The organism is Pseudoalteromonas sp. NZS11, from assembly GCF_015864765.1.
Taxonomy (GTDB): Bacteria; Pseudomonadota; Gammaproteobacteria; order Enterobacterales; family Alteromonadaceae; genus Pseudoalteromonas; species Pseudoalteromonas arctica.
In genome coordinates, this window is sequence record NZ_JADYWP010000001.1 from 111599 (window position 1) to 134151 (window position 22553).

The 22553-nt window shown below is 37.9% G+C and carries 20 protein-coding genes; 19 read left to right on the forward strand and 1 reads right to left on the reverse strand.

Going from position 1 to position 22553, the window contains the following annotated elements; translation table 11 throughout:
• Positions 1 to 332: 332 nt before the first annotated feature.
• The 3 genes from I6E82_RS00450 (at position 333) to I6E82_RS00460 (ending at position 5139) form a co-directional block, all read left to right on the forward strand.
• Complete coding sequence (locus I6E82_RS00450) at positions 333 to 2633, forward strand: PAS domain S-box protein (protein ID WP_231616840.1); 2301 nt, start codon at positions 333 to 335, stop codon at positions 2631 to 2633.
• On the forward strand, positions 2623 to 3237 hold the full coding sequence (locus I6E82_RS00455) for a response regulator transcription factor (RefSeq protein ID WP_197116323.1): 615 nt from the start codon (positions 2623 to 2625) through the stop codon (positions 3235 to 3237). The genes I6E82_RS00450 and I6E82_RS00455 overlap by 11 nt, the downstream gene beginning before the upstream one ends.
• 282 nt (positions 3238 to 3519) lie before the next feature.
• Positions 3520 to 5139: an EAL domain-containing protein gene (locus I6E82_RS00460; protein WP_197116325.1), complete on the forward strand. Its 1620-nt coding sequence runs from the start codon at positions 3520 to 3522 to the stop codon at positions 5137 to 5139.
• Here the strand turns inward: I6E82_RS00460 and I6E82_RS00465 are convergent.
• Positions 5136 to 6044 (reverse strand): 1-aminocyclopropane-1-carboxylate deaminase/D-cysteine desulfhydrase, encoded by a 909-nt coding sequence (locus I6E82_RS00465; RefSeq protein ID WP_197116327.1) that lies wholly within the window; start codon positions 6042 to 6044, stop codon positions 5136 to 5138. The two genes, I6E82_RS00460 and I6E82_RS00465, sit on opposite strands and share 4 nt — an antisense overlap.
• A gap of 76 nt (positions 6045 to 6120) precedes the next feature.
• Here I6E82_RS00465 and I6E82_RS00470 point away from each other — a divergent pair, with 76 nt between their 5' ends.
• The 16 genes from I6E82_RS00470 to I6E82_RS00545 are packed head-to-tail and all read left to right on the forward strand — an operon-like array spanning position 6121 to position 22478.
• Complete coding sequence (locus I6E82_RS00470; RefSeq protein ID WP_197116329.1) at positions 6121 to 7044, forward strand: MSHA biogenesis protein MshI; 924 nt, start codon at positions 6121 to 6123, stop codon at positions 7042 to 7044.
• Positions 7041 to 7640 (forward strand): PilN domain-containing protein, encoded by a 600-nt coding sequence (locus I6E82_RS00475; protein ID WP_231616841.1) that lies wholly within the window; start codon positions 7041 to 7043, stop codon positions 7638 to 7640. Before I6E82_RS00470 ends, I6E82_RS00475 begins: the two co-directional genes overlap by 4 nt.
• Positions 7637 to 8332, forward strand: coding sequence for an agglutinin biogenesis protein MshJ (locus tag I6E82_RS00480; protein ID WP_197116331.1), 696 nt, complete (start codon positions 7637 to 7639; stop codon positions 8330 to 8332). The genes I6E82_RS00475 and I6E82_RS00480 overlap by 4 nt, the downstream gene beginning before the upstream one ends.
• On the forward strand, positions 8310 to 8636 hold the full coding sequence (locus I6E82_RS00485) for an agglutinin biogenesis protein MshK (protein WP_197116333.1): 327 nt from the start codon (positions 8310 to 8312) through the stop codon (positions 8634 to 8636). Before I6E82_RS00480 ends, I6E82_RS00485 begins: the two co-directional genes overlap by 23 nt.
• Complete coding sequence (gene mshL / locus I6E82_RS00490) at positions 8620 to 10278, forward strand: pilus (MSHA type) biogenesis protein MshL (protein WP_197116772.1); 1659 nt, start codon at positions 8620 to 8622, stop codon at positions 10276 to 10278. The genes I6E82_RS00485 and mshL overlap by 17 nt, the downstream gene beginning before the upstream one ends.
• A 2-nt stretch (positions 10279 to 10280) precedes the next feature.
• A complete protein-coding gene (locus I6E82_RS00495) occupies positions 10281 to 11183 on the forward strand; it encodes an ExeA family protein (RefSeq protein ID WP_007586321.1) in 903 nt (300 codons plus the stop codon).
• Entirely contained in the window at positions 11180 to 12322 is a 1143-nt protein-coding gene (locus I6E82_RS00500; RefSeq protein ID WP_197116335.1) for a tetratricopeptide repeat protein, read from the forward strand. Before I6E82_RS00495 ends, I6E82_RS00500 begins: the two co-directional genes overlap by 4 nt.
• Positions 12319 to 14046 carry a GspE/PulE family protein gene (locus I6E82_RS00505; protein WP_024594461.1) on the forward strand — a complete coding sequence of 576 codons (1728 nt, stop codon included), beginning with the start codon at positions 12319 to 12321 and terminating at the stop codon, positions 14044 to 14046. Before I6E82_RS00500 ends, I6E82_RS00505 begins: the two co-directional genes overlap by 4 nt.
• Positions 14033 to 15253: a type II secretion system F family protein gene (locus tag I6E82_RS00510; RefSeq protein ID WP_197116337.1), complete on the forward strand. Its 1221-nt coding sequence runs from the start codon at positions 14033 to 14035 to the stop codon at positions 15251 to 15253. Before I6E82_RS00505 ends, I6E82_RS00510 begins: the two co-directional genes overlap by 14 nt.
• Before the next feature lies 1 nt (position 15254).
• The gene (locus I6E82_RS00515) at positions 15255 to 15839 is read left to right on the forward strand and encodes a pilus assembly FimT family protein (protein WP_197111972.1); all 585 of its coding nucleotides are present in this window, start codon (positions 15255 to 15257) and stop codon (positions 15837 to 15839) included.
• Positions 15840 to 15861: 22 nt separating this feature from the next.
• Positions 15862 to 16383: a prepilin-type N-terminal cleavage/methylation domain-containing protein gene (locus I6E82_RS00520; protein ID WP_197116339.1), complete on the forward strand. Its 522-nt coding sequence runs from the start codon at positions 15862 to 15864 to the stop codon at positions 16381 to 16383.
• Between the two features lie 8 nt (positions 16384 to 16391).
• The gene (locus I6E82_RS00525) at positions 16392 to 16883 is read left to right on the forward strand and encodes a type II secretion system protein (protein WP_197116341.1); all 492 of its coding nucleotides are present in this window, start codon (positions 16392 to 16394) and stop codon (positions 16881 to 16883) included.
• The gene (locus I6E82_RS00530; RefSeq protein WP_197116343.1) at positions 16870 to 17421 is read left to right on the forward strand and encodes a type II secretion system protein; all 552 of its coding nucleotides are present in this window, start codon (positions 16870 to 16872) and stop codon (positions 17419 to 17421) included. Before I6E82_RS00525 ends, I6E82_RS00530 begins: the two co-directional genes overlap by 14 nt.
• Positions 17421 to 18260: a PulJ/GspJ family protein gene (locus I6E82_RS00535; RefSeq protein ID WP_197116344.1), complete on the forward strand. Its 840-nt coding sequence runs from the start codon at positions 17421 to 17423 to the stop codon at positions 18258 to 18260. The genes I6E82_RS00530 and I6E82_RS00535 overlap by 1 nt, the downstream gene beginning before the upstream one ends.
• Positions 18250 to 18741 carry an agglutinin biogenesis protein MshP gene (locus I6E82_RS00540; RefSeq protein WP_197116346.1) on the forward strand — a complete coding sequence of 164 codons (492 nt, stop codon included), beginning with the start codon at positions 18250 to 18252 and terminating at the stop codon, positions 18739 to 18741. The genes I6E82_RS00535 and I6E82_RS00540 overlap by 11 nt, the downstream gene beginning before the upstream one ends.
• Positions 18738 to 22478 (forward strand): H-type lectin domain-containing protein, encoded by a 3741-nt coding sequence (locus I6E82_RS00545; protein ID WP_197116348.1) that lies wholly within the window; start codon positions 18738 to 18740, stop codon positions 22476 to 22478. Before I6E82_RS00540 ends, I6E82_RS00545 begins: the two co-directional genes overlap by 4 nt.
• Positions 22479 to 22553: the final 75 nt, after the last annotated feature.

Below are 22553 nucleotides of genomic sequence, written 5' to 3' on the forward strand. Positions count from 1 at the left end.
AGAAGCTGCGTGTATAATTATGGTAAAACAAGTACTAAAGTGAGGCTATTCGTGATGCTACGTAAATACATGTGGGAATCCACATCTTGAAAGTGTAATTATTTGATTTTATTTATTTTTAATCACCCAGTTAGTTCTTGACGCGGATGGGAGTGATAAAGGATTATAAAATAATGCAGTGCGTAGTGGGTAAACGCACTAGTTATTAATCAACGAGGCGCTAGTTTAAATTCATCATGAATTACAGTGATAAAAAATCGAAAGTATTTTCCTCGTCCCAATTAGCTATTTTATTGTACGCAATAATAGTAGGAATACTGGTTACGTGTTTAATGATTTTTATAGTATTTCATATAGATTCCCAAGAGCGAATCCATATTGAACGAGTAACGCAAAATACTGCCCAAGGTATTAAAACACTGCTTAAAGATGATTTGGAAGGGCGAATAACATCACTGTCAGAGTTATCTAAGTTGTCTTCTATATCAAGCGATATGCCACAAGGTGATTGGGAAGTAATCAGTAAAACATTGTACGATTCGCAACATGGCTATCAAGCCATAGGTTGGATTGATAGATCATTACATGTGCGAAAAATAATACCAAAGCAAGGTAATGAAATAGCCATTGATTTTGATTTGGCATTAAATCCGCCTGCATTGTTAGCCGCAATAAAAGCACAAAATACAGAACAAGCAGTCGTCACAACACCTTTGCAATCTATTCATGGTGGAGAGGGGCTTGGAATATATATTCCTGTTTTTAACACGAATGTAAGGAGTCAAAAACTAGAAGGTTTTATTGCAAGTGCGTTGATTTTTGAACCTTATATTAAAACAGTTGTGCCTGCTTTTTTACTTAAGGAATATCATTTTACGCTGTTTATTGATGGGCAAAAAGTATATTCAGATCAAGCAAATTCATTTCCTGTTACAAGCATTTGGGATAAAAAAGCATCCTATGATTTACAAGGTCATAAGTGGGAGATAAGCATATCGCCTAGTGATGAGTTTTTGTATATTGCTCACTATAAAATCATGAGAATTTTAATTTCACTTGGTATTTTTATTGCTTTTTTAATTGTGTTGGCTGCTTATACTTATTTATTTGCACGCAGTAAAATAAAAGACGGGCGATATAAGATTGAATATTTATTAAAAAACCTTCCCGGCATGGCATATCAGTCTTTTAATACTATGAGCTGGCCTATGATACTGGTTAGTGATGGGTGCGAAAGTTTAACTGGTTATTCTCGAGCTGAGTTTAAAAAAAATAGAATGCTGTGGAGGGAAATAATACATTCAGATGATTATGAGCGAGTACAGGCGTCACTTACAGAAGCTGTCAAAGAAAAATGCTCCTTTGAACTTGAATATAGAATTAATACCAAAAATAGTGGGATCAAATTGGTGTGGGAAAAAGGAGGACCGGTTAGTTCTATTTTTAATGGTGAAGTTATTATTGAAGGATTTATTAATGATATTACCTCTATTAAGCAGGCTGAAGCTGACCTAATTAGTAGTTATGCTTTCTCTGATGCGGTAGTAAATTCAGTTGTTGAAGCCGTTATTACCATTGATCAATACGGGCTTATACAAAGTTTTAATTTTGCTGCGCAAGCTATGTTTGGTTATACCTCAGATGAAGTAAAAGATAAAAACGTAACAATATTAATGCCTACATCATTTAGCAAGCACCATGACCAGCATTTAGCTCAATATTTAAAAACGAAGCAGACGCATATTATTGGTGTGGGTCGTGAGCTTGTAGCTAAGCATAAAGATGGCACAACATTTCCAATTCACTTATCTGTAAGTGAAATACAGAATCATGAAAGTACAATGTTTGTAGGTTTGATTCGAGATATTACCAAGCAACGTGCGTCAGAAGACCAAGCTCGGCTTCATACTGAACAATTAGCGCATACCGAAAGGGTCAATGCATTGGGTGAAATGGCAGCAGGAATTGCACATGAAATAAATCAACCTCTGACGGCTATTTCTCTTTTCTCTCAGACGGCAAAAAACTTTTGTGAGAAAGGGAGGTTTGACAAACTCCCCTTAATATTTGAAAAACTAAGTTTACACTCTCGTCGAGCGGGAGCCGTTATTGAGCGTATGCAGTTAATGACCAAAAAAGGGCAACGATCAAAAGAAGTCATTGATTGTATATTTTTAATAAAAGAAGTAACAAACCTAGCAGAATCAGAAGCGCGACTTCGCAATATTACTGTCAGAATAATTACATGTGATGAACAAATTGATGTGTTTGTTGATCGGGTGCAAATAGAGCAGGTTATTCTTAATTTATTACGCAATGGTATGGAAGCTATGCAGTTAAATGCTTATAAAAATGATTCAAAAATAGAGCTCGAAATAAAATTGAATGAAGATAAATATGTTGAGATATCAGTGGCTGATACCGGTGCAGGGTTACCTGAAGAAATGAGAGAGAAGTTATTTAAACCCTTTTCATCAACCAAAGAAAATGGCACAGGCATCGGTCTATCTATATCTAAAAGCATTGTTGAAGAACATGGTGGGCATATTCACTTTTATGACAATAAGCCAACAGGAGCTATTTTTATGTTTACTTTGCCAACACATAATAGAGGAGTCGTTTATGAGCGATAAGCAAAGCGTTTTTATAATTGATGACGATGAAGGTATTCGTGAAGGGCTTGAAATACTACTAGACTCTATTGATATTAACGCTCAGAGCTTTAGTTCAGGCGCTGCGTTTTTGGATGTATATAATGAAACCATGGCTGGTTGCTTAGTATTGGATATACGTATGCCTAAAATGAGTGGTTTAGAGCTACAACAAAAACTTAAAGATTTAAATTGCTCATTACCAATAATATTTATTACCGGGCATGGTGATATCCCGATGGCTGTAGAAGCGATGCGTTTAGGAGCAATTGATTTTATTAGAAAACCATTTAATGAACAGCACTTGATTGACCGTATTAATGAGGCATTGGTACTTGATGAAAAACAACATGAAAAATCACTCGATAAGCATAAAAATAAGATTAATGTTGAATCGTTGTCGAGTCGAGAACGTGAAGTGTTTGAACGAGTGACTGATGGGGCAATGAATAAAGTAATCGCGTGCGATCTTAGTATTAGTGAACGCACAGTTGAAGTTCATCGCTCTCATGTAATGGAAAAATTAGGTGCTAAAACACTCGCTCAATTAGTGCGAAGTAAAATTATGTATGAGCAATTAAATTAATTATCAGTCCATCTATTTAATAATGCTGAAATGACACAGACTTTTAAACAGCCCCCATGTAGGCTTTTATCTAATACCTAACTAATTTAAACTATTATGTCTCGTTTATCCGAGGCTTTTTATTGAATGTAGTAATAAATGTTTAAACTTGCTTTATGACCTTGTACTTCTATAGATATTGAACAACACTTTAGTTAATAATTTAACGAGTGGCAGGCTATGCAAAAGAGTAAACTCTGGCTTTTAAAGTACTTCACAGGTATCTCTTTTGTCTTATTTTTGATGATACTTATTAGTTTTAATTTTATTTTAAATGATGCATTACATCAAAAAGTTCATGCTTCTGGCCAGCAGTTCGTTAAACAAGTTTACGAGCTGAATTTATCTCCTTCTATAAACAATGAAGTGTTGGCCGCATTAGCTAAAAGTGAAGGTTTTGTGTTGGAAGTGCCAAAGCCTGCAGAGCATTTTAGGCATTTAGTAAATATAGAGCGCGAAGTTTTTTCTTATAAAACATTAAGTTTGAGCCTCTATCATTATCCTGCTTGGGTAACACAAAGTTACTTATTTATATTGCTAAACTTGATCATATTAGGCGCAGCTAGCTGGTCTTATCGCTGGTGGGGGTTATTGAATGTAAGCCGCAAAATTACGCCTAAAAATACAATGATACAACCTACTAAAATTATTAAACAAAAACAAAATAAAATACGATTAATTAAACAAGTAAAAAAATGCGAATTAAGTTCTTTGTATGGGGGTAATACAGCATCACATAGCTTATTTTTACTCATTGAATGTGACTTTGATAAGAAAACCGATAAAGAAGCTATTTTTAAAGTGTTAATCACTAGAAAATTGACTGAATTTAAAGATGTGTCGGTAAAAATACTAAATTCCAGTTACTTAGCCGTCACCTTGCCACATATACCTACTCCCGAGTTAGACAGCTACGTTGAAAAGCTCCATCAGAGCGTGTTTTTACTATGCCAAAATTATCAAAAAAGTATGACTCATAAAAACATTAAAATAGGTGCGTGCGACTATCGATTAGGCGCAGATAAAATTGCGGTTTATCAGTTAGCAAAATCAGCACTTATGCTATCGCAAAACAGCTTAGTGCAGCATTCTCACCGCTTAGCGTTAAATTACTGTCAAGAAAAACCACTTTCTAGTAAGCAAGTTATCGAAAATATTAAAAAGAATAAATTTATATTATTCTTCCAGCCTTTATTTGAGCTCTCTAGCGGGGAAATTTTAGAACATGAAGCTCTTATTAGGGTTAGGCATAGCCAACTTGGTTTACTAGCTGCTCGTTATTTTATTAATCAGGTTTATAGTAATCAAGACGCTTTAATATTAGATAAAGCAGTAATAACACAAGTTAAAAAGCTAATGCTGAGTGAATCTTCGGCCTTAACAGTTAGTGTAAATCTACACCCTAAAAATTGGTTTAATAATGTATTTTGGGAATGGTTACCTAGTCAAATAGCAGAGCTTAAATTAAGTGCTAAATTACAATTTGAAATAAGTGAGGCTGAGTTTTTTACTCATAGAGAATCGATAACTAATGCACTAAATATAATTAAAAAAAGCCGTTCACAAGTTGTGATTGATAATGTAAAAAGTAGTGAGAAAATAGCGGTATTAGCTGATTATAACCAAGTATGCGGGCTTAAATTATCATACGAACTAATTCATTTATTAAATGAAAAAACTCAAAATCAAAGGCAAATAAAAAAGATAGTCGAAGCCGCTAACCTCTTAAATTTACCTGTGTATGCCGTTGGTGTAGAGACTCAAAAAGAGTTGTTTACGCTTGCCAAATTGGGAGTGGTGGGAGCTCAAGGGTTTTACTTTTCAGAGCCACTTCAAGAGTTTACGCAAGCGGTATTTAATTAAATTAACCCTCTATATTTAAGTCCATTCAAGCCCTGAAGCCCGCCAGTATGAACCGCAATAATTTTACTCCCAGATAGGAAATAATCTTGCTCAATAAGTTGCCACAATGCATACATCATTTTTCCGCTATAAATAGGCTCAAGCGGTAGATTATGTGTGCGACTCATATCTTGGCAAAACTGCCATAACTCAGGTGAAAACTTACCATAGCCACCACCATGAAACTCGGTGAGTAACTGCCAGTTAGTTTGATTATTGGCTTTAGTGCTCAGCTTTTTAATTTCTTCATTTAAATAATCAGCTTGTTTTAATACCGCAATGCCTATTACCTTTGTTGTCGGAGCGCTACCTTCGATTAATCCAGCAAGCGTGCCGCCACTGCCAGTGGGGCACACTAAGTAGTTATGCTCAGGTAAGCTTTGTACTAACTCTTTACATCCTAATAAGGCGTGCTCGTTTGTACCACCTTCAGGAATAATATAAGCATTTGGAAAGCGCTCTTGCAGTGCATTAAGGTAATCGGTGTCGTGGCGTTTTCGATACTCTATACGATTAACTACATGTAGGTTCATACCACAATGTTTTGCAAATTGGATTGTTGGGTTGTTGTTATCCAGTTCAGGTCCGCGAATAATCGCGCGAGTTTTTATATTAAATTCTTTTCCGGCAGCTGCACAGGCGTGAATATGGTTTGAAAACGCACCACCAAAAGTCAGGAGTTCTGTTTTATTTATCTTTTGCATGTACGCTAAATTATATTTTAATTTACGCCATTTATTGCCACTTATTAGCGGATGGAGCAAATCATCACGTTTTATACCTAAATAAATATTTCTCTTTTTTAGAAACGAGCTATCTATTTGTTGAATATAGTTATTTTCATCTATTTTGAATGTTTCATGCATTTTGTTGGTTTTCAATTTGGCAAAGTAGTTAAAATGTACGACACTTATTTCATACATAATTAACAATAGTAGCTATATGAAAGAAAAGCTGTTTTCATGGTTAAATCGTAGTTTAGATCCAAATACAGCTATTGGTGTTGCAACTTACGCAGATACTGTTAACGCAGTATGTTTAAAAAAACAACGCGACCAATGGATGGTTCACAGTTCTCACAGTGTAAATGTGTCTGAGCAAACCGATTATACCGCTGCAATTGTTGCTTGTACAAATGAGGTTTCTACTGATATTTGTGCAGTTAATTTAGTCATACCGCACTACTTTTATCAAATAGTGCAAATGGATAAACCAAACCTTAGTGATGAAGAAATTATTCAGTCACTCCCTTGGACTACAAAAGATTTAGTTGATATAGCGCCTGAAAATATTGTGGCTGATTTTATCGATTATCCAATAACATTACCGATGCAAAGCAGCAAAATGAATGTGTTTATTACGAATAAGCTGCAACTACTTCCGTTTATAGACAGTTTTGAACAAACTAAACCTGTTTTGCGTGCAATGACCTCTGAAGAAATGGTTTTAGTTACCTTGTTTGGCTCACACAAAGAGGCGCATATGCTGATTGTGCAACATGCTAATCATGAACCTCGAATCTTAATTATTCGTGATGGGCAATTAGTATTAGCTAGGCGATTAAATGGTTTTTTAGGTATTTCAGATAAGGATCAAAATCAAGAATTGGTAGAAGCATTAGGATTAGAAATTCAGCGTTCTATGGACTTTTTTGAAAGCCAGCTCAAGCAACCACCAATTCGCAGTATTCAGTTACAGTGCGATGATTTATCTTCATTAACTCTTAGAGCCGGGCTTGCAGAGTTTTTACAAGTAAAAGTTGTAGATTTTGAGCCTAACTTAGAATTAGCGCAGCAATTAGAGCCAAATTTTTATTATGCGCTTGGGGCAGCCTATCAATTAACAGATCCTGAGTCTGTGCTATGAAAACCCGGATTAACTTTTATCAAAAAACCTTACGCGTACGGCGAGACCCAGTTCCTTTGTCTGGAATGATTACGTTGTGGTTAGGTGCGCTATTAATTATTGCAATCACGTGGGCTTTTTACAGTTATAAAACATATTCTAGTGAGCTTGATTTAGAACAAAATAGGCAATACCTCAAACAAGGAAAAGCTCAGTTAGAAGTTGTAAAACAGCAGTTAGCAGAGAAGCAAAATAAAACACTCTTTATTAATGAGCTAAAAACACTTCAGCAAGAGGTTTTGCACAAGCAGCAAATATTTAGCTATTTAGAACAAAGTTCAGATCAGTCTGCAACCGATTACGCACAGGTAATGCACGATTTAGCGAAGTATCATGAACCTAAGATTTGGCTGACCCACATTAAGTTTGTAGGGCAGAGTGTGACGCTTCAAGGTCAAACATCGCAATCAAAATTCTTACCAATTTGGTTTGATAATTTAAAACAGTCGCCATTTTTTATTGATAAAGAGTTTTCAGTTTTAGAGTTATCTACGCAAGCAGGTGTGAGTGAATTTAATGTAGCGACAGACCTTAGTGATGAGGGCGATAAACCATGAGCCAAACAACAAGTAGCCAGAATAATAAAAATAAAGGTTGGCCATTATGGGTCAAATACCAAGCTCAGTTTGCATCGCTGCAAAAACGTGAGAAGTATTCCACCTTATTTGTTGGTTTGTTTATAGTGATTTACCTCGGTCTCTGGTTCGTTATTTTTCCACAGCAAGATGAAGCTGCCAACATACGTTCAAAGCACAATACAACGCTGCAAGAGTTACAGCAGATAAATGCGCAACTCTCCATGTTAAACCAAGCACTAAACTACGACTACACTAAGGTTTTACGCGGTCAAATTGCACAAACCAGAGATGAATTAGCCGAAATAAATAATCAACTTAATAGTTTTAGCCAAGGCTTTGTAGCTGCTAAAAATGTACCTGCCGTTTTAAAAGATTTGCTCGTAGATAGTAGCGACGTAAAAGTGAGTAGCTTTAATGTCAAACCAGCACGGGCTATCGATGTAGAAAAACTAGGTGAACATGATACGCAAACATTATTTTTTGAGCATCAGATGGTAGTTACTTTGCAAGGTAGCTACTTTAGCTTACAAAAATATTTAGCCGCATTAAAAAATAATCAAGATAAGTTATTAATACAAGAGTTTAGTTATCAGGTACTAGAGTACCCTCAAGCTGAATTAACTTTACAAATTGCTACAGTGAGCGCTAATGAAAAATTTATCGCATTATAATTTATATTTTTTATTACTTTTGTTCGCTTTAGCACCGAGTGCGCTTGCGCAACTTCGCGATCCGACTCAGCCAAATATGTTCGTGAGTAACAATAGTCCAGTTAAGCAAAGTACAGGACTTAAATTGCAATCTATTATTAAAAACAGTACAGCATTTAAGGCCATTATTTCAGGCCATATTTATCGAGTTGGTGATGCTGTAGATGATTTTCGGGTGCTAAGCATTAACTCAAAACAGGTTGTGTTAGCAAATGATGATAAACAAATAAAATTAGAATTATATGACTATGAAATTAAAAAATAATTTATCTCATCCGTGGCTTGTTCTTCTATTGTTACCTACATTTTTAACTGCGTGCCATAGCTTTAAACCAGGTAAAGAGGTTAAAAATCATATAGAGCAAGAGTTATCTGAAAGACCTACAGAGCCTAAAGTAATTGTGCCTTTACAAATGCCAAGCGAACTTACACAAAGCTTATTGTCATCTATAAATAATGAGCAAACTATAAGTGATGATTTATCTATAAAGCGTTTTGATGTCGCAGCAAATGATGTCGAAATAGGCGCTTTTTTTTCAGGCTTAACAGACGATACCCCTTTTAGTGTTGCTGTGCATCCTGAGGTAAATGGCACAATTAATTTAAATCTTAAAAGCGTTACGTTTAATGAAGTCATTAATGTTATTAAGCGTATGTATCCTTTAGATATTGTTAATGAAGGACGAATTGTACAAGTACTACCAGCCAAAATGCGCACAGAAACAATACCTGTAAATTATTTAATGATGCAACGCCATGGTCAGTCTACAGTGAGTGTTGTTGCTGGTGGGGTGAGTCAATTTGCACAAAGTGGCAGTGGTTCGAGTGGTTCAAGTTCAGGTAATAGTAACCAGCAAAATAGTGAATTTGGCGGCGATAATCAAAGCTTAGATTTGAATGGTTCTCGAATCCAAACAATTAATAAAAACGATTTTTGGAAGGAATTAGAAGTTGCCCTTAAGTCTTTAATTGGCGCAAGCGATGGGCGCTATGTTGTTGCAAGCCCACAAGCTAGTTTGGTAACCGTAAATGCATTACCAAGCGAAATTAGTCAGCTAAAAGAGTTTTTACGTCAAAGCCAAGAAAACCTGCAACGCCAAGTTATTCTAGAAGCAAAAATAATAGAAGTAACCTTAAAAGATGAGTACCAACAAGGGGTCAACTGGGAGCGCATAGCCAGTGGTTTAGAAGGCGGTATTTCGTTTGCTACAACAGCGGGTTCTACAATTAGTAATAGTATTTCGGCTGCCATTGGCGGAGCGTCATCGCTGACAATTCAAAAGGGTGACTTTAACGGGGTTATTAATTTGCTAGAAACCCAAGGTGATGTGCAAATGTTATCTAACCCTCGCGTTACGGCTACAAACAACCAAAAAGCAGTTATAAAAGTAGGGCAAGACGAATACTTTGTTACTAATGTATCAAGTACGACGGTAACTGGTACTGCTACAACTACCTCGCCTGAGATTGATTTAACACCGTTCTTTTCTGGTATTGCGCTTGATGTAACGCCGCAAATTGACAAGTACGGCTCAGTTATTTTGCATGTTCACCCTTCAGTAACTGAAACAGAAGAGCAGCTAAAAGTAATTACTTTAGACGATCAACGTTTTGAGTTACCTCTAGCGCAAAGCAACATTCGAGAGTCAGATACCGTTATTCGCGCTCAAAGTGGCGAAATAGTGGTTATTGGTGGTTTGATGCAAACGTCAACACAGGATGAAGAATCAAAAACACCCGTGCTGGGTGATATCCCCATATTTGGCAACTTATTCAAAAGTATTCGTAAACGCCAAGAGAAAAAAGAACTAATTATTTTAATCAAACCAACCGTTGTTATGCCCGATACTTGGAAAAAACAACAAGGTGAAAGCCGTCAGCTTTTAAAAACATGGTATGAAAACTAACTATGTATTTAAGCTTTTTTAATTTAAGTGAAATGCCTTTCACGCTAACCCCTAACACACAATTTTTTTGTGCACTTGAACCGCACCACGAAGCGATGCAAGTGCTAACAACAGCCATTGAGATGGGTGAAGGGTTTATTAAAGTCACCGGTGAAGTTGGGACAGGTAAAACGTTGCTTTGTAGAAAGCTATTAAACCAACTTGAGCCAGATTACATTGTGGCTTATTTACCTAACTCTTATTTAAGTCCTGAAGAGCTTAGATGGGCGATTGCAATTGAACTGGGTATGGACGTAGATAAGGCGTTGGACCAACAAGCACTAGGACAGCTTATAAATCATCACTTACTCGACTTACAAGAAGATAATGAACGCGTAGTGCTTTTGATAGATGAGGCGCAATGCTTGAGTTGGGAGACTCTAGAGGCGCTGAGACTATTTACAAACTTAGAAACAGAAAGCGAAAAATTGATTCAAGTAGTGTTATTTGGGCAACCTGAACTTGATGAAAAACTGGCAAACAATAAAGTAAGGCAGTTACGCCAACGTATCAGTTTTTCGTATAAATTAAGGGCGATGACTGGCGCTGAGGTTGTTTATTATATTAATCATCGCTTACAAGTTGCAGGATTTAATAGGCCTCCTTTATTTAATAATAGTATGGGGCTTAAGATTGCCAGAGCAAGCCGTGGAATTCCTCGGTTAGTTAATATTTTATGCCACAAAGCACTATTACAAGCTTACGGTGAAGGGTTAAATACAATAACAAATCGCCATATTCAGCTTGCCATAAAAGATACCGAAGACTGCGCAAAATATCGAACCGGTCAATATTGGAGCTACAGCGCGTTAATGTTTAGTGTTTTAGCTATTGCTGCCATATGGGTATGGAGGCAGTGGTTATGAGCATTATAAATAATATGCTAAAAAATATTGAGCAACGTGAAGCTAAACAAGTGAATATTCAAGAAGGTATAAGCGTAAAGCCAATATATGATGTAAAAAACATTGTATTTAAAGCCGTAATTTTACTTATTATGCTAAGTGTCATTTTTTTAGCATACCTGTATTTACCGACCGCCGACAAAAAAGAAACTCAACCTAAGTCTGTGTTACCACCTCAAAAAATGGTCGCGGTTTTAAGCTCTAATTTATCTGATTCTCAAGATGAAAAAAGCACTGTAGAGCCTTTAGTTGAGCAAGAAGTTGTGAAGAAGGCTGTGCAAGTTGAGCAAATAAAACCAGAAGTGAATGATTTAGCTGAATCTGAATTGAGTGAAGCAGCATTACTGGTTTCTCAACCAACGGCTGAGCCAATTGTAATTGCCGAGGTTAAACAAAGCCCTGCACTAGCTAAAGATAATATGTTAGTGGCTAGCAAAGTTATTGTCAGCAAGCCAAAAACTACTTCAATGACTAAAACTAAGCCACAAAATACTATGATCAAAAGTGCAGCAGAAACTAAGTCACCACAGGCTTTATTAGTCGAGCAATTAGCAGCAGCTAAACAGGCAATACAGTTTGGCTTATACAACGAAGCAATTAGTGATTTAAACATTATTTTAGCGCAATCGCCTTTACATGTTGAGGCCCGAAACTTACTGGCTGCAACTTACTTTAAACAGCAAGATATAAATTCTGCGCAACAGGTTTTGCAAGCGGGTATTCGCCAAAACCCTGACGTACTTGAATGGCGTGTAATGCTAAGCAAAATACTCATTATGCAACAACAGTATGAAGGGGTATTACTACTTTTAAGTGATGAATTTGAATCCCAGGCGAATCTTGATTTTTGGGTGCTGCAAGGTACTGCTGCGCAAAGTGCGAGTAAGCACCATAAAGCACTTGAAAGCTTTAAACATCTTACACAGCTCCAGCCTAGCCAAGCCAAGTGGTGGCTTGCACTTGCAACCTCAAAAGATGCACTGGGAGAGTACCTCGATGCTAAACAGCTTTATAAAGTAGCTCTAGATTTAGGTGGGTTAAATACCGCTATGACCCAGCATGCATTACAGCGTTTAGTTGCACTAAAGGAGGTCGTATGAGACCTAGTTTAAAAATGCGCTTAGGCGATTTACTTGTTCACGAACACATGATCACCGAAGCGCAACTAAGTGAAGCATTAAATGTTCAAGCTGCAACGGGCCGTAAATTAGGTTCGACACTTATTACACTTGAGTTTATTAGTGAGCCACAATTATTACGCTTTTTAGCGCAGCAATTACAGGTACCTTTTTTAGATATATCACAGCGAAAAATATCACACGATGTATCTAAGCTTTTATCTGAGGTATATGCGCGTCGTTACAGAGCACTAGTAATCGAAGATAATGGTGACTCTGTTTTGGTTGGGATGAGCGATCCTGCTGATTTAAGGGGCCTTGATCAACTTGCGACTATGCTTGCTCCTAAACGAATAGATTTAGCTGTTGTACAAGAAAGCCAAATCATGGCTGCATTTGACAACGTATATCGTCGTACAGATGAAATTACCAACTTTGCAGCACAACTCCATGAAGAATATCAAGACGTAGAAGAGTTTGATTTAAACTCTTTAGGTGATGAGACATCTGATGCAACCGTTGTAAAGTTACTGCAATCAATATTTGAGGACGCTGTGCAAGTTCGCGCATCTGATATTCACATTGAGCCAGATGAAGGTTTGCTTCGCATTCGTCAACGTGTAGATGGCATATTACAAGAGCACACTCTTAACCAAGTAAAAATAGCATCGGCACTAGTGCTACGTTTAAAGCTTATGTCGGGATTAGATATATCTGAAAAACGCCTCCCTCAAGATGGCCGGTTTAATATAAAAGTGCGCAGCCATAGTATTGATGTGCGCCTATCTACCATGCCGGTTCAGCATGGTGAATCAGTTGTAATGCGTTTGCTTGATCAATCTGCAGGATTATTATCGTTAGATGAAACAGGCATGCCGGCACACATATTAAAACGTGTGCGCAGCATTATAAAACGTCCACATGGCATGGTTTTAGTTACTGGGCCAACAGGCTCGGGTAAAACTACCACACTTTATGGTGCATTAAGTGAGTTAAACCAACAAGAAAGTAAAATTATTACAGTAGAGGATCCCGTTGAGTATCGTATTGGCCGTATTAACCAGGTACAAATAAATAATAAAATAGGGCTAAGTTTTGCCAGTATTTTACGGACCGCTCTAAGGCAAGATCCTGACATCATAATGGTTGGCGAAATGCGTGACCAAGAAACCGTAGATATTGGATTAAGGGCCGCTTTAACAGGCCACCTAGTACTATCAACGTTACATACCAATGATGCAATTACCAGCGCTATGCGCTTAATCGACATGGGTGCACCAGCTTACTTAGTGGCAAGTTCACTGCGAGCGATTATTGCTCAGCGATTAGTAAGGCGAGTATGTAATGACTGTAGAGTACCGTACTTGCCAGATCGCCAAGAAATAAGTTGGTTAAAATATTTAGGCGAAGAGATTACAGATGCTCAATTTTCTAAAGGGCAAGGTTGCACAGCATGTAATCACACTGGTTATAAAGGACGTGTAGGTATTTTTGAGTTGCTCGAAATGGATGATGCAATGATGGATGCATTGCGCGCTAACGATACACAAGGCTTTGCAAAGGCTGCTAAAAATAGTGCTAACTTTTCACCACTCTCGGCTATGGCATTAAATTACGCTAAGAAAGGTATTACCTCTTTAGATGAAGTATTTAAAGTGGCTGAATATATCCCAGAAATAGTAGGGGATATTGATGCAACTATATAGCTATAAAGCGAAAGACAGCAAAGGTGTTTTGGTAAAAGGCCAATTAGAAGCGAGTAACCAAGCTGGCGTAGCTGATAGTTTAATGAAGCGTCAATTTATACCAATATCAATTTCTGTAGTTGAAACAAAAAATAATATTAAAATTTTTGATAATTTATTTGTCGAAAAAATAACGCTAGACGACATGATTATGTTTTCTAGACAAATGTATTCGCTACTAAAAGCGGGTATTCCAATTATACGAGCAATGATTGGATTGGCAGATACAACACAAAATAAAGAATTTAAAAATGTATTGATGGAAGTTACCAGGCAACTTGAGCAAGGCCGCGACTTATCCAGTGCAATGGCAATTCATAACGAGGTGTTTAGCCGCCTAACCGTGTCAATGGTAATGGTTGGTGAAGGTTCTGGCCGATTAGAAGATGCATTTTATCAACTCGCTATTTACTTTGAAAAAGAACAGGAAACCCGCAAACGAATAAAAGCAGCTATGCGCTACCCTACTTTTGTTATTTTGGCTCTTGTAGCAGCTATGGTTATTTTAAATATTTTTGTAATTCCTACCTTTGCGAGCATGTTTGCCAAATTCGATGCCGAATTGCCGTTAATGACTCAAATATTAATTGGTACTAGCAGCTTTTTTGTTAATTACTGGTGGTTATTGTTGGTAATGGGTATTGGAGCGGTATTTGCGTGGAAGCGTTATTTAAATACAGATGCCGGGCGCTTCAAGTGGGATCAATATAAATTAAAAATTCCATTTATTGGCGATATTTTAAAACGCACATTGCTTGCGCGCTACAGCCAAAGTCTAGCTATGGTATTGCGCTCTGGCGTACCTATGACCACGGGGTTATCGCTAACAGCGCATGCCGTAGATAATAGCTATATGGAAAAAGCGATTATTACTATGCGCCAAGATATAGAAAAAGGCGATAGCTTACTTAGAGCCTCAAAAAGTTCTGAGCTGTTTTCTCAGCTTGTATTACAGATGGTCGCCGTAGGTGAAGAAACAGGTCGGGTTGATGAGTTACTTCAAGAAGCAGCTGATTATTATGAGCGTGAAGTTGATTACGACCTACGTAGTTTAACCGCCAAAATAGAACCTATTTTAACTGTGTTTGTTGCCATTATGGTGCTGATTTTAGCATTGGGTATTTTTATGCCGATGTGGAACATGATGTCGGCAATTAAAGGGAATTAAGGTGAACACAACCATAGCTTACTCAAAAGGTTTCTCATTATTTGAGTTAGTTATTGTTGTTATTTTACTGGCAGTAATTTTGAGTTTTGCTATACCTCAATATATAGGTATTAAAAATCAAGCGCATAATGCAAGCGTAGATGCTATTGCGGGTAGTTTTTCATCGGCTGTTGGCATGGTTAGAGGTCAATGGGAGTTAGAAGGGAGACCAAATAGTAAGTCACATATAACATTCGTTAATTATGGAGGAGTGATAGTTGCTGTTGATGGATCGCTAGGTACACCAACGGGTGATGGAACAGAAAAAAAAGATACTCGCGCAGAGTCTATAAATGCTCATAAATGCCGCCAAGTATTAAATGTAATTTTACAAGATGCACCAAGTAGTACCTCAAGTAGTGAAATATCGATAATAAAAAGTGTAAGTTTTTTAGTTAGGTACAATGCAGAAAGTACGCAATGCGTCTATTATTTAACTCATACCATTGATATTAAAAGTATACCTACCAATACGGGTGAAATATCAGGTTTAACAGGTTTTTCATACTTTGCTAAAACAGGCAAAGTAAAAATATTTAAAAATTAAGTAATTAAAAAGAGGCTTACTTATGAAAACGCAATCGTTAAAAAGTTTACCAATGAATAAACAAGCAGGCTTTACACTTGTTGAATTGATCATCGTAATTGTTATTTTAGGCATTTTAGCAGTTACCGCCGCACCTCGTTTTTTAAACTTGCAAGGTGATGCAAATGCTTCAACACTTGAAGGCTTACAAGGCTCTATTCGCAGCGGTATGAATATTGTGAATGGCAAATCTATTATTGCTAGTGATCACAAAAAGGCAACGGCAGAAGTTACAGTAGATACAGGTGATGCAGTTGATACAGTTTATGGTTACCCAGCAGCTACACAAGCTGCCTTTGAGGCATTTTTAGATGTTAGCTTTGCAACGGATGATTCTGCTGATTTTAATTTAGATGATTCAGCAGCAGATGGTACTTTAATTATTTATCCTAACAGTTATGTAAAAACAGATGATTGCCGTATTGATTATAAAGAGGCTACTGCCACTACAGGCCCTGTAGTTGTAACTCCTCCAGTAATTACACTTGAAATCGAAGGATGTTAACTACATAAATGATAAGCAGTAGTAAACGACGATTGCGTGGCTTCACACTCATTGAGTTAATTATTACTCTAGTGATATTGGGAATACTGTCGGTAACGGCAGTTCCCAAATTTCTGGGCAGCTCAACAGAAGACGCCTATTCGTATCGAGACCGTACTTTAAATGCACTTAGAACAGTGCAGTTACGTGCAATGCAAAATACAGCGACAACAAGTTGCCATACTCTTTATATAACCTCCACACTTATTGCTCCCCCCACACCTGATACATGTACCGGTGGAGCCGATGCAAACAACACCGATCATTTAGTGGTACAAATAAACACGCAAAGAAGTGATATAACATTTAGCGCTTTAGATAGTAACGCGAATATATTTACCCAAATTAGTTTTGATCCTTTAGGTAAATCAAATCAAACCTGTACTTCGCAGTGTCGAATAGATGTTGGATTAGCTGGCGTATGCATAAGTGGTGAAGGGCTTATCTATGCGTGCCCTTAAAGTAAAAGGTTTTACTTTAATTGAGCTTATTATTGGCATAGTGATGTTTGCTATTGCATTAAGCATTATTACCGCGCTCATTGCCCCACAAGCCAAAAAAAGTGCAGAGCCAATTATTGCTTTAAGAGCCTCTGAATTTGGTCAATCATTAATGAACGAAATTCAAAGTAAATCGTTTGATGAGCACAGCGATAGAAGCGCACCTTTTAGACGTTGCGGCGAAACAACCTTAGGTGCAGAGCCTTGTACCGCAGAGGGTGATTTAGGCGTCGATAACTTAGGGGCTGGCCTAGAAACCCGAACCAGTTATAACGATGTAGATGACTACATTGCACTTTCTAACCAACCTATTACAAATAGCTTAGGTGAGGTGTTAAGCCAATACAGTGACTTTAACTTAGTTGTTACTGTTGAGTACGATAGCGACTTTAACGAATTGACCATCAACGATGGCACAACCTTTAAGCGTATTACTATTGAAGTAACATCACCCTTAGGCGAAGTTTACGGATTTAGTGCATATAAAGGGAATTACTAATGCAAAGAGCTAAATACCAAAATGCATTTACCCTTATAGAACTATTACTTGTCATGGTTATTATTGGTATTTTAGCCGTAAGTGCATTTTCATTTATTGGTGCTGGGGTCAGTATTTACTCACAAGGGGTTGAGCGCCAAGAAGCAGTAGCTCAGGCCCGCTTTTTAATAACGCGACTTAGTAAAGAGCTTCGCCACGCTACGCCAAATTCATTAAGGCTTTCTTGCGATAATAATACTAGCGGGGCCTGTAGTGCTCAGCAGTGTTTAGAATTTACGCCGTTTTTATCGGCCACTCACTATACAAATTACCTACCTACCGTAGCGCCTTTTAATGTTAGCGCTGTTGATTTTGAACTTAATAACTTAACGCAGCCGCAAGCTGGAGATTGGGCAACTATTTACCCATTAAGCAGTGCTGATATATACGATGAAAACAATAATAAGCGCTTGCAAGTATCAGCATTTAATAGTTCAGCGAGCGAAATTGATGAGTGGCAATTTAGTAAAGCATTTGCCCAAGAGTCGCCGAGTAAACGCCTTTATTTACTCTCTCAACCTGTAAGTTTTTGCGTTGAAGGGCAGTATTTATATAGATATACCAATTACGGTTTTACTGTTAATCAATTAGATGCCGTGAGCTTACAAATAAGCAGTGGTGTTAAACGTGATTTATTAGGTATTTACATTGCCAATAATTTAGCGAGCGATTTATTTTTTACTCTTGATGCGCTCTCCCTACAAAGAAACGCTGTGCTTAATGTGAATGCGCAAATGCAATTTAACGATACTGAAGTAATGAACTTTAACCATGAGGTACATATTCCTAATGTACCTTAAAAAAAATCCTCACGGAAAAGCCTTACCCAGCAAGCAAAAAGGGAACTTAATAATTGTTTCTTTGGTAATTATTGTTGCTTTATTAGCACTAGGATTAGCATTAGTTAAAGTGCTTTCTGGTGCATCTCAACAAAATACCATTGAGTATTATGGGGCTCGCGCTTTTATGGCGGCGCAAAGTGGATTAGAAAGTGGCTTAACACAACTATTTCCAATAAGTAGCTCAGTTAAAAGCTGTACATCAGTTACTACTGATTTAACCTTCCAAACTGCATATTTAGCTAACTGTAAAGTAGTGGTAAGTTGCAATGAATATATAGACCTACCAGATAGCAGTACAACAAACGGGCTTGTGAATATATATTACTTACAAAGCAGTGCAACGTGCGCCGCAATTGATTGCCCTGCAGGGAGTAGCTGCAGAAAAGATTATTGGCAAACACAAAGAACGCTCAGTGTGGAGGCTAAAACCTTACCATGATGAAAAATGTATTGGTCACTATATTTTTTAGCTGCGTGTTACTTTGTAATTACGCAAATGCAGTGCCTCCAAAAATCGAAGGGCGTTACATAGAACTGCAAGATACATATACATCGCCTGTTTGGACAAAAGTTAATTTTCAACAGCAATATATAACGCCTCCTGCTGTTTTTATGCTCTCAACAAACCAAGGCGGAAACCCTGCAATAATAAGAATACGTAATATAACCACAACTAGCTTTGAGGCCTTACCGCTTGAACCTTCAGGAGAGGATGGTGGACATATTAGTATGGGGGCGCACTATTTAGCTGTTGAGTATGGTGTGCATCAATTTCCAGACGGCACAATTATGGAAGTAAGTAATACTGATCTATTGCTCGAATTACAGTATGGCTCTAAGTCTGGCTTTGCTCCACTGACACCTAAAGGCTATAAGTCTTTAACATTTGCTGAACCGTTTACTCAAAGGCCAAACTTTTTCCATTCGTTACAAACACTCAATAGCATAGACAGCAATCCACCTTCTGAGGCATTAATTCCGTTTTTAACAGTTGCAGTAGAAAGTAATTCTCTATCTGCCAGCGGCGTTAATATTGCTTTAGAAGCATCTGAAACAGCACTTGGGCTTATAAAAACCGAAACTGTTGCTTATATGGCCGTAGAGCCAGGAAGTAACCGCACATTTTCTGACGATAATGGCGTTGAGGTATCGTGGGAAACTTTTTTCACAGGCTTTGAAATTGACGGCTGGAGCGATGGCTGTAATTACTTTAGTTTTACTAATAATTTTAGTGTGGCCCCTTTGGTGGTTGCAAGTAAAAACTCACGCCAAGAAGATGATGGCGGGTGGCTACGCAGCTGTAACCTGCGAACTGACAGGTTAGGACTTGTAGTTGACGAAGATCGTGATGGCGATAACGAGCGCCGTCACGTAAACGAGGAAGCATCAATACTCGCCATGACTAGTACCTTTGTATTTAATGGTGATATTTTAGATTGTGATACGTTATTCCCGGGCGCTATTTCTACTTATAACAATGGTGAAGTGCAGCTGGTGCAGGGAGTAGAAATAACCGATGGTAATGCGCAGTTTGTCACCACCACAAGTTTAATTTCTACAGCGCTGACGAGCCCTCCTTTGTGTAATGGTCAGGCGTGTGTTGCTGGTGGTTATAACTCTTTAGAACCGAATCAAGCGGCGCAGGTGCCAACGGTTACAAATGATGGTAGCTCAACAGGGCCCGTACCTACTTCTTTAGCTGGCGACTATTATTACGATGAGTTGCAGTTAAGTATGCTGGAAACAGAGTACAGAGTAACAGCGCCTACACGTATTTTTTTAAAAGACACAACCTCACTTCTATCAACTTCATTTTTGAATATAGGTAAAACAAATATAGTAGTAGAAACTGGCGCGTACTTGGCTATTTATGTCGATGGTGCGGTTGCTATTGCAGCCGATGCAAATATTGCGGGCTATATTGTTGCAACTGGTGAGGTAAGAATCGCTCAAAATGTAACGTATCAGGGATCAATTACATCGGCTACTCAAATTATTACCGAAGGGAGCTCAACGTTTGACGCTCTACCAGTACCCGAAAGTATCCCTGGTTTTTGTGGTATTTATACACCAGAAACACTGGATCATTATCGTTTAACAATAAGCGATAACAAAGGTCTAACGTGTGAAGCTAAAGAAATGACACTAACAGCCTGCGCTAATGATGCCTGCGACTTATTATTTGCTGAGCCGTCTAGTTTAAACCTTTCTCCAGATAATAGTGGTCAGCAAAGTTGGGTTACGGGGGAGAATATTAATTTTACAGGATCAGCGGTTGTCGAATTTGCTAAACGCACCACAGGCAGTGTTACATTTGGATATAACACTGCTGATCCTTCTGCACCTCTTCGTTGTTATATCGGTGGTAATAATGTTGGTTTGAGTGGCTGTAAAGTTACGTTTTCTGATGCTGGATTTATTTTTAATAATGATACAGATGGAAATACTACAATTCCTACTCAGTTATCAGCAAAGCCTTCAAATACTGGATTTAATGCAAAAGCGCTATCTATTCAAGCGGTAAAAACAAATACCACTACGGGTGTATGCGAAGCTGCATTTCCCGCTGGTGGCGATGTAAGCTTAGATTTATCGTATACATGCAGTACTGGTGCAAGTTGCTCCGATACGGTTTCACTTAGTAATAACAATAATACCTTTGCGGTAGAGCAAGCCTCTAAATCATTCATACTTAACTTTGATAGTGAGTCTAAAGCCCCGATTGTTATAAATTACCCCGATGCAGGAAAGTTGAGTTTAAATGTAAATACCAATTTAATTTTAGACCCACTAACTAATTTATCAGTAAATTTAACGGGTAGTTCAAATGAATATGTCGTAAAACCATTTGGATTAGCCATGGAGGTAGCAAGTGATGGTTATGCAGCAGATGCCAATGGGAGCTTATTTAGATTAACGGGCGAAGCATTCGATTTAAAAATGAATGCGGTGCAGTGGCAAACAGGGCAAGACACTAACAACGATGGTTTCCCAGACAACTACAGCAATATTACAAATAACAACATAGCTAAGCATTTTATTACAGAGCAACCGCTTGTAGAGCCAGCGCTTAAAGCACCTACACCTGGTGTGCAAGGTACGCTTGAGGCAATTAACGGATCCCCTTTTAGTGATACCGGTGATTTAAGCGAATCTATATCGCAATATAATTACGACCAAGTTGGCATCATTGATTTAACAGCAGGCCTTCAAGATGCCGATTATTTTGGTGCGGGAGATGTAAAAGGTGAGCTATATAACGTTGGTCGTTTTGCACCTTCGCAGTTTCAGGTAGTGGGGGTTCAAGCTGCCGCGCAATGCACGCAATACGGCAGTAATTTAACTTACCTTGATCAACCTTTTGAACTTGGCTTTACAGTACAAGCACAAAATCAAAATGGTGAGCTAATGGCTAATTATAAAGCGGGCTTTGATAAATCAAGTGTAGACGTTAATGCCGAAAATAATGAAGTAGGTAACTATGTACCTGCAACTAATTTTACTAGCCGCTTAGTAAACCTAGGAAATAACAACTGGGGAGATACAAGCGATGGTCAATGGCAAATGAGCCAACTCAACACGACACTTAAAAGATTAGGTGTAGGGCAAGCAGACGGACCGTTCGCTATGGTGAGCTTAATGGCAACGCTTTCTAACATAGAAGGAGCAACACTCATTGATGCAAATGATAAACCTAATACACAAACAGCATGCTCGGGTGGTTGTAATAGCGTACGACTAAATGCATTACCGATAGAGTTTAGGTTTGGACGTTTAGTCCTTGGCAATAACGCAGGCTCCGATCTCGACCCTTTACTTATTCCTATGCAGGCTCAGTATTACAACGGCAGTGGATTTGTAAATAACACTGAAGATAATTGTAGTGTATTTGATCATACCCAAATCACTCAAATATCACCTAGCAGCCCACAATTAACCTATAAATATGGGACTGGTGTATCTGGCCAGCTAGAAGCGGGAGTGTATCCGGCAGATAACGGTATTTATGCACAGCCAAATGGTTTGGGTGAATTTACCTTAGAATATAATACTTATGATTGGTTAAAGTGGGATTGGCAGGGCGATGGAACACAGCTTGATCCTCGTACTATTTTACAATTTGGACGCTTTAGAGGAAATGATCGGGTTATTTACTGGCGTGAAACACGCGAATAGTTGTAAACTAATATAATAATTGAACAAAGCTTGTGTTTTGTGCTGCAAGTACATAGCATAAGGCTTTAATTATAA